The sequence below is a fragment of the Ornithinimicrobium avium genome (assembly GCF_003351765.1).
Classification (GTDB): domain Bacteria; phylum Actinomycetota; class Actinomycetes; order Actinomycetales; family Dermatophilaceae; genus Ornithinicoccus; species Ornithinicoccus avius.
This window is the reverse complement of sequence record NZ_CP031229.1, coordinates 3,244,653-3,258,664: the sequence shown is the minus strand read 5'-3', so window position 1 is coordinate 3,258,664 and position 14,012 is coordinate 3,244,653. Positions and strand designations below refer to the sequence as shown.

Sequence of the window (14,012 nt, the reverse complement as noted above, 5' to 3'; positions counted from 1 at the left end):
GGATGGTCGGGCACCACGCTAGGCGGTGCACCTGGTCAACGTCCGACGGCATACCCCTGCATTCCCCGCGGGTTGGCCCCGGCGGACAGCACGCCCGTGCCCGGGTCGCGCGCGACGGCGCACATCCGGCCCAGCGACCACGGCCCCTGGACGACCACCTCGTGCCCACGGGCCCGCAGCCCGTCGAGCAGGTCATCGCCCAGCCGGGACTCGGCCACGACGACGCCGGGCTCGGTCGCCCGCGGGTGGAAGCTGGCCGGGAAGCTGGTCGTGTGCAGCTGGGGCGCGTCGATCGCCTCCTGGAGGGACAGCCCGGAGACCAGGTGCCGCAGCAGGAAGACGCTCTGCCACTGGTCCTGCTGGTCGCCGCCCGGGCTGCCGCACGCGAGGACGGGTATGCCGTCGCGCAGGACGAGCGTCGGGGTCAGGGTGGTCCGGGGCCGGCGACCGGGCACCAGCGAGCTGGGCAGCCCCTGCTCGAGCCAGGTCATCTGCAGCCGGGTGCCCAGGGCGAAACCGACCTGTGGGATGAACGGCGAGGACTGCAGCCAGCCGCCGCTCGGGGTGGCTGAGACCGTCATCCCCCAGCGGTCGACGACGTCGACGTGGCAGGTGTCGCCCCGCACCTCGCCCTCGGGGGTGAGGACGGGACCGGGCTCGCGGCGGACGGTCGGCTCCCCCGCGGTCACGTCCACCAGCGCCGCGCCCTCCACGAGGAGTGCGTGCTCCGCCAGCCGGGGCGTTCGCCCCAGCGGCGAGCCGGGTCGGACCTCGCGGCTCGCCCGCGGGCCGACGAGCGCGGCGCGCTCCACCGCATACCCGGGGTCGAGGAGCGCGGCGAGGGGGACGTCGGCGCTGTCGCCGTACCAGGCCTCCCGGTCGGCCATCGCCAGCTTCCAGGCCTCGACGAGCGTGTGCAGGCCCTCGACCGTGTCCAGGTCGGCGTGGCCGACGGCGTCGACCGTCCGGAGGACCTGGAGCAGGGCCGGTCCCTGCCCCCACGGGCCGGTCTTGGCCACGGTGTGCCCGCGCCAGTCGAGGGTGACCGCGTCCTCCCAGGTGGCCTCGAAGTCGGCGAGGTCCTGCGCGGTGAGCACGCCGGGGAGCACGGGGCCGCCGGGGTGGCGGACCGGTCGCCGGACGAACGCGTCGACGGCCTCGGCGACGAACCCGCTAGACCACGCGCCGCGCACCGCCTCTATGCCCTGCTCGCGGGGTCCGGCGGCGTCCTCCTCGCCGAGCAGCCGCTCGAGCGTGTCGGCCCAGGCGGGATTGGTCACCAGGCTGCCGGGGACCGGTGGCGCGCCGCCGGGCAGCCACTGGGCCGCCGAGGTGGGCCAGTGCTGCTCGAACAGCTCGCGGACGGTCTCGATCGTGCGGCAGACCCTCTCCAGGACGGGGTGGCCGTGCCGGGCGTAGTGCAGCGCCGGTCCGGCGACCTGCCTCACGCTCATCGTCCCCCGGTCGCGCAGCAGCACCATCCAGGCGTCGAAGGCGCCGGGCACCGCCGCGGCCAGCAGCCCGGAGCCCGGGACGCGGTCCAGCCCGGACGCCGCGAAGTGCTCGGGCGTGGCGCCGGAGGGCGCCGGCCCCTGGCCGCACAGGACGCGCGGCGTCGGGTCGTCGGGCGAGGCGACGATGAGCGGCAGGTCACCACCGGGGCCGTTGAGGTGCGGCTCGACGACCTGCAGGACCAGGCCCGCCGCCGTCGCCGCGTCGGCGGCGTTGCCGTCCAGCTCGAGCATGCGCATCGCGGCCTGGGACGCCAGCCAGTGCGTGCTCGAGACCATCCCGAAGGTGCCGGCCAGGGTCGGACGGGTGGTGAACGTCGTCTCGCCCACGGTCAGAGGACCGTGGCAAGGACGGGCGTGAGGATCAGCGCGGCGAGCGCGACCAGCACGATGATGCGGCGGGTGCGTGGGGTCATCAGTTCACCTTCTCCGGCAGCGGCTCGGTCAGCGCCCGACCCCGCTGCAGGTAGACGGGGCGCAGCCAGCTCGCGCGCAGGCGCAGCCGCAGGTTGTCGTGCTTCATCAGGTAGATGATCGCAGCGACGGCGGTCAGACCGCACGCGATGGTGCCGATCAGCACCGTCCAGCGCGCACCGAAGACCTCGCCGACCCAGCCGATGACGGGCGATCCGATCGGGGTGCCGCCGAAGAAGACCGCCATGTAGAGCGCCATCACCCGACCGCGGACCGCCGGGTCCACCGAGAGCTGCACCATGGCGTTGGCGCTGACCATGACGGTGAGCGCGGTGAGCCCGGTCGGCACGAGCAGGATCGTGTAGATCGTGAACGTCGGCGCGAGCGCGAGGAAGAGCGTGACGAAGGAGAAGGCGGCCAGCGAGCCCAGCAGCAGCCGCCACCTCGGCCGCTCGCGGCGGGCGGCCATGAGCGCGCCGCCGAGGGAGCCGATCGCCATGATCGACCCGGTGATGCCGTACTCCTCCACCCCCTTGCCGAAGATCTCGGTGGCCATCAGCGCGTTGGTGATCTGGAAGTTCATCCCGAAGGTGCCGTGCATGAAGGCCACGACGAGGATGAGGATGATGTCGGGGCGGCGACGCACGTAGGCGATACCCTCCCTCACCTTGGGCCGGCCCTTGCCGGTCCGGTCCGGCCGGGGTTCGAGCCTGGTCGGGTCCATGACGGCGAGCGCGACGATGACCGCGACGAAGGTGAGGGAGTTGACCACGAGGGTGGGCCCGGTGCCGACGAGGGCGATGAGCAGGCCCGCCGTGCCGGGGCCCATCAGCCTGCCGAAGTGGAAGGAGGCGCTGTTGAGGCCGACAGCGTTGGTCAGCCGGTCCGGCGGCACCATCTCGGAGACGAAGGCCTGGCGCGCGGGGGCGTCGATGGCGGCGGCGCACCCGGAGAGCAGCGCGAGCAGGTACATGTGCCACAGCTGCATGTGCCCCGACATCACCCACACGGCCATGGTCAGGGCGAAGACCGCCATCAGCGACTGGCTGACCATCATGACCTTGCGCTTGGAGAAGGCGTCGCTCAGCGCCCCGGCGACCGGGGTGAGCAGCACGACGGGCAGGAACTGCAGCCCGGTGACGATGCCGAGCGCGGAGGCGGAGTGGTCTGTCAGCTCGGTCAGGACCACCCAGTCCTGGGCGACCCTGCCCATCCAGGTGCCGACGTTGGAGATGAGGGCGCCGGTGGCGTAGATGCGGTAGTTGCGCACCTTCAGCGCGCTGAACACCGTGCTCATCGGGCCGCCAGCGCCTCGATGAGGTCGGCGGCGCGGCGCAGCAGCTCGCGGTCCTCCGCACTGAGGTCCTCCAGACGCTTGGTCATCCAGGCGTCCCGATGGGCGCGCTCGACGCGCACCCTCTCCTGACCCTCGTCGGAGAGGGTGAGACGCACCACCCGACCGTCGTGCTCGTCGGGCGAGCGCACGACATACCCCGAATCGACCAGCTGGGTCACCGTGCGGCTCATGCTCGGCGCGCTCACCTGCTCGATCTGGGCGAGCTCGCCGACCGTACGGGGCTGCTCGGAGAGCCGGACCAGGACGCTGAACAGGTGCGGCGCGATGGTGTTCTCGGCCTCGTAGCGGACCCGTCGCGCCACCCTCATGCAGACGATGCGCAACCGGTGGGCCAGAGCTGGGACGGAGGAGTGCGGCACGAATGGTCAGGTTATCTCATTACCTAGGCTAACTATCGACGCGGGGACGCGGACCGGCCCGTCCCCGCGTGCTCGGGGACGGGCCGGTCGAGGTAGGGCGTGCTGGTGCGCTCAGACGCCGAGCCAGGTGCGGATCGGGTCGATGCCGAAGTAGGCGAGGAAGAGCACCGCGACGATCCACATCAGCGGGTGGACGGCCCCGGCCCTGCCGCGCACCACCTTGAGCAGGACGTAGCCGACGAAGCCGACGCCGATGCCGGCGGTGATCGAGTACGTGAACGGCATGACGACGATCGTGAGGAACGCCGGGATGGCGATCTCCAGGTCGTCCCAGTCGATGCCGGTGACCTGCTGCATCATCAGGAAGCCGACGATCACGAGCGCGGGGGTGGCCGCCTCGTGCGGGACCACCTCGACCAGCGGGGTGAAGAAGGTCGCCAGCAGGAAGAGCACGCCGGTGACCACCGAGGCCAGTCCGGTGCGCGCGCCCTCCCCGACGCCCGCGGTGGACTCGATGTAGGAGGTGTTGCTGCTGATGCCCGCGGCACCGCCGGCCGCGGCGGCGATGGAGTCGACGACGAGGATCGCGCGGGTGTTGGGCGGGTTGCCGTCCTCGTCGAGCAGACCGGCCTCGGCACCCACCGCGACCATCGTGCCCATCGTGTCGAAGAAGTCGGCGAGCATGAGGGTGAAGACGAGCAGGACGACGGCGGTGACCCCGATCGAGGTGAACGAGCCCAGCAGGTCGAAGTGGCCGAGCAGGCCGAAGTCGGGCACGCGCACGATCGAGTCGGGCAGCGAGGGGGCGTTCAGGCCCCAGCCGGTCGGGTTGGCGCCGTCGGGCGTCTGCGGGCCGACCTTGGCGAACGCCTCCACGATCACTGCCAGCACGGTGGCGGTGATGATCCCGTAGAGGATCGCGCCCTGGACGCGCAGGGTGAGCAGGGCGGCGATCAGGAACAGCCCGACGACGAAGACCAGCATCGGCCAGCCGGCGAGGAAGCCGCCGACGCCGAGCTCGACCGGGACCGGACCGCCGGCCGGCTTGCGCACGATGCCCGCGTCGACGAGGCCGACGAGGGTGATGAACAGGCCGATGCCCACGCTGATCGCCGTCTTCAGCTGGGCGGGGATGGCCCTGAAGACCGCCTCCCGGAAGCCGGTGAGCACCAGCACGAGGATGATGAGGCCCTCGAGGACGACCAGTCCCATGGCGTCGGCCCAGGTCATGCCGTCGAGGCTGGCCACCCCGTAGGCGACGAAGGCGTTCAGTCCCAGGCCGGTGGCCAGGGCGAGCGGGTAGTTGGCCACCGCGCCCATCAGGATCGTCATCACGCCGGCGACGAGCGCCGTGCAGGCGGCGATGACGCCGAGGTCGCCGCCGGCGAGCAGCTCGCCGGTGCCGTCCGGGACGGTCCCGATGATGAGCGGGTTGAGGACGACGATGTAGGCCATCGTGAAGAACGTGGCCAGACCACCGCGGATCTCGCGGCCGAGCGTCGAGCCACGCTGCGAGATCTTGAAGTAGCGGTCGAGCGCAGAGTCGCTGCGGGAGGGGGCGGTGACTGACATGCGCGCTAGCGTAGTGGGATGACCGACCCCGCCGCCCCGCGCCGCCCGGCGAGTCCTGACGACGTCGAGGTGCCCGACCCCGGGGTGCGCACGACCACGCTCGTGCTGTGGGGGACCCTCGCCTGGCTGGCGGTGCTCGTGGTGCTGCTGCTGGCTCCCCCGCTGCGCGCCGGCGACCGCTCGTGGTGGGTGTGGGTGCCGGTCGCCGGGGCGGTCGGGGGCGTGCTCGGCTACGGCTACCTGCGCCGGGGTCGGGGCAACGCGCGGTTCGCCGACTGACCCCGTCGCCCAGCCGGCTCCGGGCCTCAGGAGGTGTGCGTCAGCGCTCCATGAACTCGATCTCGGCCTGGTCGTCCAGGACCGGGGGGTCCACCCGCTCCGGGGGACGGCGCTCGACGTCGATCTCGCTGTGCGCCCCGCAGCCGAAGCCCAGGGCGACGACCGAGCCGTCGGCAGGCGACCAGGGGTTGGCGCACACCCCGAAGACCGAGCGCAGCGCGCCGGCCATCGGGATGAAGAAGCCGCAGGTCGAGCAGGGCGCGGGAGCCTTGCGTGCGGTCTCGCTGGCCGGTCCGTGCTCGCCGTCGAACCAGCGGGTCGCGGCGGCCTCGCGGCCCTCGGCGGAGAGCACGCGCGGGCGTCCGAGGCCCAGCTCCCAGAGGGCGACCTGGTCGACGTCCTCCTCCCCGGTGGCCTCGGCGCCCGGCTCGAGGAAGGGGTCCTCCTCGACGTAGGGGGTGCGGTCGTCGGCGCCGATGTCGCCGGGCGCGAGCCGCTCGGCGTAGGGCACCCAGTCCGGGGAGAGCAGCGCGCCCTCGCCGGGGAGCAGGTGCACCTCGCTGACCGTCGCGGTGCGGGCGCGGGGGACGCGGGAGAGCGTGACTGCCCAGCGCCAGCCCGGGTAGGCGCCGGCGGTGCAGGCGAAGCTGTGGGTGGCGACGCGGTCGTCCTCCATGACCACCCCGAGGTGGTCGCCGACGGTGCCGGGCTCGGCGATCTCCGCAGCGGCCGCGCGGGCCACCTCCACGGCGGAGGTCAGGACGTTGTCGGGCTTGGGCGCGGCCATGCTCAGCTGCCCGCCTCGAACTGGTCGGCCACCGCGCGCAGGGCCTTGGCCATCGCCGCGCCCTGGCGGCGCTCGGGGTAGTGCCCCTTGCGCAGCGAGGTGGAGGCGCCGTCGAGCAGCGCGATGAGGTCCTCGAGCACGACGACCATGTCCTCGGCCGGCTTGCGGTCGCGCAGGGTCAGCCCGCGCTCCACCGACGGGGCCGGCTCGAGCAGCCGCACGTGCAGCGCCTGGTCGCCACGACGGCCCGCGGCGATGTCGAACTCCACCCGCGTCCCGCGCTTGAGCGCGCCGACGCCCTCGGGCAGCGCCGAGCGCGGGACGTAGACGTCCTGTCCCTCGTCGCTGGACAGGAAGCCGAAGCCCTTGTCCTCGTCGTAGAACCTGACCTTGCCGGTCGGCACGGGGGCACCTCGCGTGGTGATGGGGGGTGGGAAAAACGTGCTCCCCGCAGGATATCGCCCCGCCGGGACGCTACCTAACGCGTTCTTCCCGAGGCGGGGGCACGCTCCGCCCGACCGCTTCTGCGCGGCGGGCGGACTCAGGCGGCCAGCGCCACCTCCCGGGCGTCGGCGGCTGTCGTCCCGGCGGCGACGAGCGCGGCATACCGGCCGTCCAGCTCGAGCAGCTCCTCGTGGCTGCCCTTCTCCACGATGCGGCCCTGCTCGAGGACGACGACGAGGTCCGCGTTGCGCACGGTGGACAGCCGGTGGGCGATGGTCAGGACGGTGCGGTCCCGGCCGACCCGGTCCAGGGCCTCCTGGATGGCAGCCTCGGTGCGGGTGTCCAGCGCGCTGGTGGCCTCGTCGAGGACGAGCACGAGCGGATCGCGCAGGAGTGTGCGGGCCAGGGCCAGCCGTTGCTGCTCCCCGCCGGAGAAGCGGTGTCCACGTGCGCCGACGACGGTGTCGTAGCCGTCCGGCAGCGAGGCGATGAGCTCGTGGATCTGGGCGTCGCGGGCCGCCTGCTCGATCTGGGCCTCGGTCGCGTCCGGGTTGGCGAAGCGCAGGTTCTCCCGAATCGTGGCGTGCAGCAGGTAGGTCTCCTGGGAGACCACCCCGACCACGGCCGCGCGCTCCGGTGCGGGCAGGTCGCGCAGGTCGATGCCGTCGAGGGTCACGCGGCCCCGGGTCGGGTCGTCGAGGCGGGTGAGCAGCGAGGCCAGGGTCGACTTGCCGGAACCGGTGTGGCCGACGAGGGCGACGGTGGCACCCGCGGGGACGGTCAGGTCGACGCCGCTGAGCGCGTCGCTGTCACCGCCGGGGTGGCGGTAGCTCACGCCCTCCAGCCGCAGCTCGCCGCGCGCCGCCGCCGGGTCGAGGTGACGCGCCGTCGCGGGGTCGGGCTCGGCGACCTCGACGGGCAGGTCGAGGTACTCGAAGATCCGGCTGAACAGCGCCATCGACGCCGTCACCGAGACGCCGACCGAGAGCAGCCCCATGACCGGCCGGAAGATGCCGGCCTGGAGGGCGGTGAACGCCATCAGGGTGCCGATCGAGATGCCGGCGCCGGTGACCGGCAGCCCGGCGACCAGGTAGAGCGCCGCGGGGACGACCGCGAAGACGATGCCCATCGTCGCCTGCCGCCAGCGGCCGGCGATCTGCGCGGCGACCTCGAGGTCGAGCAGCCCCTCGCTGGAGCCGTGGAAGCGGTCGGCCAGCTGCTCCCCCGCACCGAGCGTCTTGCTCAGCCGGGCGCCGCTGACCGACAGCGACTCCTCGACCTGCCCGTGCAGTCCGGCGAGCGCCTTCTGCCGCTTGTCGGTCGCGTCGCGGCGCAGGCGGGCCACGGACCTGGTCACGATCACGGCCGGCGGGATGACGACGAGGGAGAGCAGCGCCAGGGTCGGGCTCATCGCGACCATCGCGACGAGGGTGCCGATGACGGTGGCGACGTTCCCGGCGAGCGAGGTCGCGGTCGAGGTGACCACTCCCTGGAGCCCGGAGACGTCGTGGGTCAGGCGTGACTGCACCTCGCCGGAGCGGGTGCGGGTGAAGAAGGAGAGCGGCTGGCGCTGCAGGTGGGTGAACAGCGCCGTGCGCAGCTCGTGCATGATCCGCTGGCCCATGGCGGTGCTCAGCCAGGTCTGCAGGACGCCCAGCACCGCGCCGACGACGGCCGCGCCGACCATGGCGCCGACCAGGATCAGCAGCAGGCGCACGTCCTGCTGGGGGATCGCCACGTCGACGATCTCGCGGACCAGGAACGGGCTGACCAGCCCGAGGGCCGAGCTGGTGATGATGAGCGCGAGCACCGCGGTGATGGTCCAGCGGTGCGAGGCGAAGAGGGCCAGGACCCGGCTGCCGCTCACCGGGTGGGCCGCGAGCTGGGCGGTGTCCCTGGGGTCGCGGCGGGCGCCGGCGGAGCCGCGTCCACGTCCCCCGTGGCCGGGGGTCGGTGTCGAGAAGTCGTCCAAGCGCTTCTCCTCTCGTCTGGAGCCGGCCGTCTGGAGCCGGCCCGGAAGTCTGTGCCACCTCCCTCAACTACTGAGGTTGCCTCTTTATTTCCGACCCTCGCTACGATGCCGGTATGACGTCCGCGCCCCGCCCTCCGGCCGGCGCCCCCTCGGCCCACGTCGCAGACCTGTCCGAGGTGGACCTGCTCATGCGTCTGGCCCGCCGCTGGAGGTCGGTCGGGACGGCCGGGACCGGCCACGGGCTGTCGCCGCACCAGGAACGCGGCCTGCTGGCTCTCGCCCGGCTCGCGCGCCGCACGCAGCAGGACGGCTCCGCCGAGCACTCCCGGCACGGGGAGCGCCTCCCCAGCCCCGGCGTCCGCATCTCGCACCTGGCCGACCATCTGGGCATCGCTCCCCGCTCGGCGACCGAGGTCGCCGACGCCCTCGAGTCGGCCCGGCTGCTGACCCGCTCCCCAGACCCGACCGACCGTCGCGCCGTGCTCCTCAGGCTCACCGACGAGGGGTGGCGCGCCGTCGCAGCAGCACGGGACCGGCGTCGGGCGGCCGCCGACGAGGCAGTGGCGGCCCTCGCCCCCGCCGACCGGGCCGAGCTGCGCCGCCTGCTGGAGACGCTCCTGCAGACCTGACGTATCCAGCCCCGGGCGAGCCGCTCCATACGGTGACCAGCACGGTCCACGACGAAGAGGGAGATCACCGTGTCCGAGAACCTCACCCACCCGCTCCTCGCAGCGCTCACCGAGGCACTGACCCGCACCGCCGGACTGCTCCGCGTCCCGGTCGAAGGCGTGCGCGTCCTCGGCGTGGAGGCCGCGCAGTGGCCCGACGGTTGCCTGGGCCTGCCGGAGGACGGCGAGGCCTGCGCCGAGGCCGTCACCCCCGGCTACCTGATCCGGCTGCACGACGGCTTCACCTGGCGCGCCGACGAGCACGGCAACGTGCGGCGGATGCGCCGGCCCGAGCCGTACCCGGACACGGAGGTGCGCCTGCACTACAGCGTCCAGGGGGGCATCGGCGGCGGCTACACCGCCTACGAGACCGACAGCTGGCGGCTGTCCGAGCAGGAGGAGGCCGAGCTGCTCGACCTGATCGATGCGGCCGACTTCTTCGACGTGGACACGCCGATGCCGACCCACACCGTCTACGACGGGATCACCACGCGGCTGTGGATCGCCCGTGGTCGGCGCGCGCACGAGGTCCTCCGCGGGAACGGTATCGAGGTCCAGGACACCGAGGCGTTCCACGCGCTGATGGCCTGGGCCGCCGAGCGCACTCCGCCGATGTTCCCCCGCGGCGTGATGGACCTCGACGGCGAGACGGCCGGCACGCCCTGACCGGACCCTCCTGGACTGGCCGCAGAAGCAGACCTCACCGTCGCCGTGGTTCAGGTCACAGGAGCGCGTGCGCGCGGGTGAGGCGCTGGCGCCACCACGCCTCGCGCTCCGCGCTGCTCCGGTATGCCGTGAGGCGGCCGGGGTCCACCGCCTGCCGGGCGGCGTCGGCCCGGTCCGTCGTCAGCGTGCCGGCCAGCGGGAGGAGGGGGTCCGGCACGACGTCGGCGGCGAGGAGGGCGGCGGTCCCCAGGCCGCAGTCGTGGTCGAGCTGCGGGAGCGCGGCGGCCAGGCGGACACCGGCGGCGAGCCCGACCGAGGTGTCCAGGGCAGAGGACACGACGGCCGGCAGCCCGCAGGCATCGACGATCTCCAGGGCGCGCGCGACGCCGCCGAGCGGGGCGACCTTGACCACGACGAGGTCGGCGGCGTGCTCGCGGGCGACGCGGAGCGGGTCCTCGGCCCGGCGGATCGACTCGTCGGCGGCGACGGGGACGTCGACACCGGCCCGGGCGAGGCGGACCCGGAGCTCGGCGAGCTCCTCGACGGCCGTGCAGGGCTGCTCGGCGTACTCGAGGTGGAGCGGGGCGAGCGCGGTCAGCGCCTCGACGGCCTCGTCGACCGACCAGGCGCCGTTGGCGTCCACGCGGATGCGAGCCAGCGGCCCCAGGACGCGGCGGACCTCGGTGACGCGGGCGACGTCGTCGGCCAGCACCTGGCCCTTCTCGGCGACCTTGACCTTGGCGGTGCGGCGGGCGGGGTCCGCAGCGAGGTCGTAGCGGGCCAGCACGCTCTCCACCCGGGCGGCCGCGAGCGCGGGGACGGTGGCGTTCACCCCGACCTCGGCGCGCACCGGCGGCGGGACCTCCCCCCACCCGAGCTCCACCGCGGCGGCGAGCCAGCGCGCGGCGTCGCGATCGTCATACTCAGGGAACGGCGCCCACTCCGCCCACCCGCGCGGGCCCTGGATGAGGACCGCCTCCCGCTCGGTCACCCCGCGGAAGCGCAGCCGCATCGGCAGGGTGACGACGTGGGCGGCGGCGAGCAGGTCGGACAGGTGGGGGCGCAGCGGGGACGGGGGCACGTCTGGAGCGTAGGACCTCCGCCGACCACCCTGCCTGGTGCCCGGCATCAATCTGTGGCCACCTGGGGGTCCACCGCAGTCGGGCGATCTCGACCAGGGCCGCGACCGTGTAGCGGCACCACGCTGGGCAACGGCGCGGAGCCGCTCGGGCACGCTCGCGGACACCTCCGGTCCGCAGCGAGGCCCGGGGGGGGCTGCGCCCGGCTCCGCCCCCGGGCAGGCTGGACCCATGGCACTCAAGTGGTACACGGTCGTCGTCGACTCCAAGGCCCCCCAGGCGCAGGCGCGCTGGTGGGCGGAGGTGCTCGGCTGGGTCAGCGTCTACGACACGCCCGACGAGGCGGTCATCGTCCCGAAGCAGGCCCTCGACGAGCACGAGGCCGGCCCGGCCGCCACGCTCGAGGACTGGATGCGCCGCGGGCAGGGCCTGGTCTTCGTCCCTGTCCCCGAGGACAAGACCGTCAAGAACCGCCTGCACATCGACCTCGCGCCGCACACCTCCCAGGACCGCGACGCCGAGATCCAGCGGCTGCTGGGCATGGGCGCCTCGCGGGTCGACGTGGGTCAGGACGAGTCCGAGGTCACCTGGACGGTGCTCGCCGACCCCGAGGGGAACGAGTTCTGCGTGCTGTCCAGCCGCGACCGCTGACCTCAGCCGCCCTCGCCGGTCACCTCCCGCACGTGCTCGGCGAACCCCGGCAGCGTGAACTCCAGCTGCCCGTGGCCGGCGCGGGCGATGATGCCCTTGTTGATCAGGCTGGCGCGGGTCTGGCTGATCGAGCTGGTCGGCACGCCGAGCGCCGCGGCCACGGTCGCGCGCGGCACCGACGGGACGCCCGCCGCCGCCATCGCCGTGAGGAACGCCTGCTCCCCGGCCGTCGCCGCGTCCCACCGGCCCTGGAAGAGGGTCCGCAGCCTCGCCTGCGCGACCTGCCACCCCTCCTCGGTATGCGGTGCCCTGATCTCCTCCCCACGGGACGGCTGCGCGACGTCCCAGGCCGCGGCCCCCACGAGCTGGAGCAGGTAGGGGTATCCGTTGGCGTAGCTCTCGGCCAGGCCCAGGCCCGCGGCCGACCAGCGGACCTCGGCGTCCGCGGCCGGCTCCACCAGGGCCCGCGCGGAGGCACCGGCGTCGAGCGCCGGCAGCTCGGCATACTCCCACCGCTCGGCGAAGGTGGCCGCCGAGGTGAGGTGTCCGGGCGTGGACGGCAGGCCGGCGCCGAGGACCACGAGCGGGTTGAGGTCGCGCTCGTGGGCGAGCGCCTGCAGGGCGTTGAGCAGGACGCCGGTCTCACCCAGGGCGGGCGCGTGCAGCTCGTCGAGGCACAGGAGCAGCCCCGCCCCGCCACGCCCGCGCACGGTCCGCGACGCCGAACGCAGCAGGTCCTGGGTGGCCAGCACCCTGCCCGGCGAGGTCTCGTCCTCCTTGCGCCGGACCCACTCGCTGCTCGCCCTCAGCCCGTGCCCTCCGACCTCCAGGCGCAGCGACTCCCAGCGGGGCAGGGCCGTGCCGGGGGTGATGTCGACCTGGTCGAGCCCGCGCTCCACCGCGGAGACGAGGTCGGCGAGGACGGGCTGGCCCTTGACGCACGGTAGCCACGCGACGGCATACCCCTTGGGCAGCGCGAGATCCTCGGCGGAGCGCAGGAGCGAGGTCTTGCCCAGCCCGCGCGGGGCGACGAAGGCGAGCGGTGCCCCTGCCGGCCCACCGTCGGCGACGCGGTCGAGGACCACCTCGATGCGGGCGAGCTCGTTGTCGCGGCCGGCGAGGAAGCGCGGGATGTCGCCCGGTGCGTAGGGGTTGGGCTCGGCCACCGATACCTCTTTCGGATACTTCTGGATAGGTATCCAAACCTATCCGGACTCTCTACTAGTGTGTGCGGCGTGACCGACACACCCCAGACGCAGGGCCCGTTCGACCCGACGCAGTGGCAGGAGGTCGCCGGCTTCGAGGGCCTGGTCGACATCACCTACCACCGGCACGTCGAGCTGGGCTGCGTGCGCATCGCCTTCGACCGGCCCGAGGTCCGCAACGCCTTCCGCCCCGGGACCGTCGACGAGCTCTACCGCACCCTCGACCACGCCCGGATGACCCCCGACGTCGGCGTCGTCCTGCTCACCGGCAACGGCCCCTCCCTCAAGGACGGCGGCTGGGCGTTCTGCTCCGGAGGCGACCAGCGGATCCGGGGGCGCAGCGGCTACCAGTACGCCGCAGACGGCACCGGCGACGACACCGCGGCCGGGGTCGACGAGGCACGGGTCAGGGCCGAGGGCGGGCGGCTGCACATCCTGGAGGTCCAGCGCCTCATCCGCACGATGCCCAAGGTCGTCATCGCCGTGGTCAACGGCTGGGCGGCCGGCGGCGGGCACAGCCTGCACGTCGTCTGCGACCTGACGATCGCCTCGCGCGAGCACGCGCGTTTCAAGCAGACCGACGCCGACGTGGGCAGCTTCGACGCCGGCTACGGCTCGGCCTACCTCGCCAAGCAGGTCGGGCAGAAGTTCGCCCGCGAGATCTTCTTCCTCGGCCGCGCCTACGACGCCGAGGCGATGCACCGGATGGGCGCGGTCAACCTCGTGGCCGACCACGCCGAGCTGGAGACGGAGTCGATCCAGGTCGCCCGCGAGATCCTCGGCAAGAGCCCGACCGCGCAGCGGATGCTCAAGTTCGCCTTCAACCTCGCCGACGACGGACTGATGGGCCAGCAGGTGTTCGCCGGGGAGGCGACGCGGCTGGCCTACATGACCGACGAGGCGGTCGAGGGCAAGGAGGCGTTCCTGGAGAAGCGCTCCCCCGACTGGAGCCCGTTCCCCTGGTACTTCTGACCTCTTCGTGGTCCCGGCCGTCCGCACCCGACGTGCGACACTGGGGCGACGACGCGCACCTGAGGCAAGGGGAGGA

General features: G+C 73.4%; 14 protein-coding genes. 5 read left to right on the top strand and 9 right to left on the bottom strand.

From position 1 onward, the window contains the following. Positions 1-35: 35 nt before the first annotated feature. The 4 genes from DV701_RS14920 to DV701_RS14905 form a co-directional block, all read right to left on the bottom strand. Entirely contained in the window at positions 36-1,790 is a 1,755-nt protein-coding gene (locus DV701_RS14920; protein WP_114931229.1) for a gamma-glutamyltransferase family protein, read from the bottom strand. 136 nt (positions 1,791-1,926) lie between these two features. Beyond that, on the bottom strand, positions 1,927-3,222 hold the full coding sequence (locus tag DV701_RS14915; protein ID WP_202863551.1) for an MFS transporter: 1,296 nt from the start codon (positions 3,220-3,222) through the stop codon (positions 1,927-1,929). After that, complete coding sequence (locus DV701_RS14910) at positions 3,219-3,641, bottom strand: MarR family winged helix-turn-helix transcriptional regulator (RefSeq protein ID WP_228255062.1); 423 nt, start codon at positions 3,639-3,641, stop codon at positions 3,219-3,221. The genes DV701_RS14915 and DV701_RS14910 overlap by 4 nt, the downstream gene beginning before the upstream one ends. Before the next feature lie 111 nt (positions 3,642-3,752). After that, positions 3,753-5,213 carry an NCS2 family permease gene (locus DV701_RS14905; protein WP_114929383.1) on the bottom strand — a complete coding sequence of 487 codons (1,461 nt, stop codon included), beginning with the start codon at positions 5,211-5,213 and terminating at the stop codon, positions 3,753-3,755. An 18-nt stretch (positions 5,214-5,231) separates the two neighbouring features. Between DV701_RS14905 and DV701_RS14900 the strand changes: the two genes are divergently transcribed. Beyond that, the gene (locus tag DV701_RS14900; RefSeq protein WP_114929381.1) at positions 5,232-5,492 is read left to right on the top strand and encodes a DUF2530 domain-containing protein; all 261 of its coding nucleotides are present in this window, start codon (positions 5,232-5,234) and stop codon (positions 5,490-5,492) included. Between the two features lie 40 nt (positions 5,493-5,532). Here the strand turns inward: DV701_RS14900 and DV701_RS14895 are convergent, their stop codons facing one another. The 3 genes from DV701_RS14895 to DV701_RS14885 form a co-directional block, all read right to left on the bottom strand. Beyond that, positions 5,533-6,279: a DUF3027 domain-containing protein gene (locus DV701_RS14895; protein ID WP_114929380.1), complete on the bottom strand. Its 747-nt coding sequence runs from the start codon at positions 6,277-6,279 to the stop codon at positions 5,533-5,535. Between the two features lie 2 nt (positions 6,280-6,281). After that, a complete protein-coding gene (locus DV701_RS14890) occupies positions 6,282-6,683 on the bottom strand; it encodes a cold-shock protein (RefSeq protein ID WP_114929378.1) in 402 nt (133 codons plus the stop codon). A 137-nt stretch (positions 6,684-6,820) separates the two neighbouring features. Beyond that, positions 6,821-8,695: an ABC transporter ATP-binding protein gene (locus DV701_RS14885; protein ID WP_114929376.1), complete on the bottom strand. Its 1,875-nt coding sequence runs from the start codon at positions 8,693-8,695 to the stop codon at positions 6,821-6,823. 113 nt (positions 8,696-8,808) lie between these two features. On the opposite strand from DV701_RS14885, the gene DV701_RS19270 reads away from it, so the two are divergent. Next, complete coding sequence (locus DV701_RS19270) at positions 8,809-9,324, top strand: MarR family winged helix-turn-helix transcriptional regulator (protein WP_324616594.1); 516 nt, start codon at positions 8,809-8,811, stop codon at positions 9,322-9,324. Between the two features lie 69 nt (positions 9,325-9,393). Continuing rightward, a complete protein-coding gene (locus DV701_RS14875) occupies positions 9,394-10,029 on the top strand; it encodes a hypothetical protein (protein WP_114929374.1) in 636 nt (211 codons plus the stop codon). A gap of 55 nt (positions 10,030-10,084) precedes the next feature. Here DV701_RS14875 and DV701_RS14870 read toward each other — a convergent pair whose 3' ends face one another. After that, a complete protein-coding gene (locus DV701_RS14870; protein WP_228255371.1) occupies positions 10,085-11,095 on the bottom strand; it encodes an o-succinylbenzoate synthase in 1,011 nt (336 codons plus the stop codon). Positions 11,096-11,339: 244 nt separating this feature from the next. Here DV701_RS14870 and DV701_RS14865 point away from each other — a divergent pair, with 244 nt between their 5' ends. Then, positions 11,340-11,759 carry a VOC family protein gene (locus tag DV701_RS14865; RefSeq protein WP_114929371.1) on the top strand — a complete coding sequence of 140 codons (420 nt, stop codon included), beginning with the start codon at positions 11,340-11,342 and terminating at the stop codon, positions 11,757-11,759. Positions 11,760-11,761: 2 nt separating this feature from the next. Here the strand turns inward: DV701_RS14865 and DV701_RS14860 are convergent, their stop codons facing one another. Next, entirely contained in the window at positions 11,762-12,925 is a 1,164-nt protein-coding gene (locus DV701_RS14860) for an ATP-binding protein (RefSeq protein WP_114929369.1), read from the bottom strand. Positions 12,926-12,994: 69 nt separating this feature from the next. On the opposite strand from DV701_RS14860, the gene DV701_RS14855 reads away from it, so the two are divergent. Next, positions 12,995-13,936: a 1,4-dihydroxy-2-naphthoyl-CoA synthase gene (locus DV701_RS14855; RefSeq protein ID WP_114931223.1), complete on the top strand. Its 942-nt coding sequence runs from the start codon at positions 12,995-12,997 to the stop codon at positions 13,934-13,936. The last annotated feature ends 76 nt before the right edge of the window (positions 13,937-14,012 follow it).

Bases quoted from the DNA above. Each gene is read 5' to 3' on its own strand.
- DV701_RS14920 (WP_114931229.1), bottom strand. From the start codon at position 1,790: ATGGTCTCGAGCACGCACTGGCTGGCGTCCCAGGCCGCGATGCGCATG.
- DV701_RS14915 (WP_202863551.1), bottom strand. From the start codon at position 3,222: ATGAGCACGGTGTTCAGCGCGCTGAAGGTGCGCAACTACCGCATCTAC.
- DV701_RS14905 (WP_114929383.1), bottom strand. From the start codon at position 5,213: ATGTCAGTCACCGCCCCCTCCCGCAGCGACTCTGCGCTCGACCGCTAC.
- DV701_RS14900 (WP_114929381.1), top strand. From the start codon at position 5,232: ATGACCGACCCCGCCGCCCCGCGCCGCCCGGCGAGTCCTGACGACGTC.
- DV701_RS14895 (WP_114929380.1), bottom strand. From the start codon at position 6,279: ATGGCCGCGCCCAAGCCCGACAACGTCCTGACCTCCGCCGTGGAGGTG.
- DV701_RS19270 (WP_324616594.1), top strand. From the start codon at position 8,809: ATGACGTCCGCGCCCCGCCCTCCGGCCGGCGCCCCCTCGGCCCACGTC.
- DV701_RS14865 (WP_114929371.1), top strand. From the start codon at position 11,340: ATGGCACTCAAGTGGTACACGGTCGTCGTCGACTCCAAGGCCCCCCAG.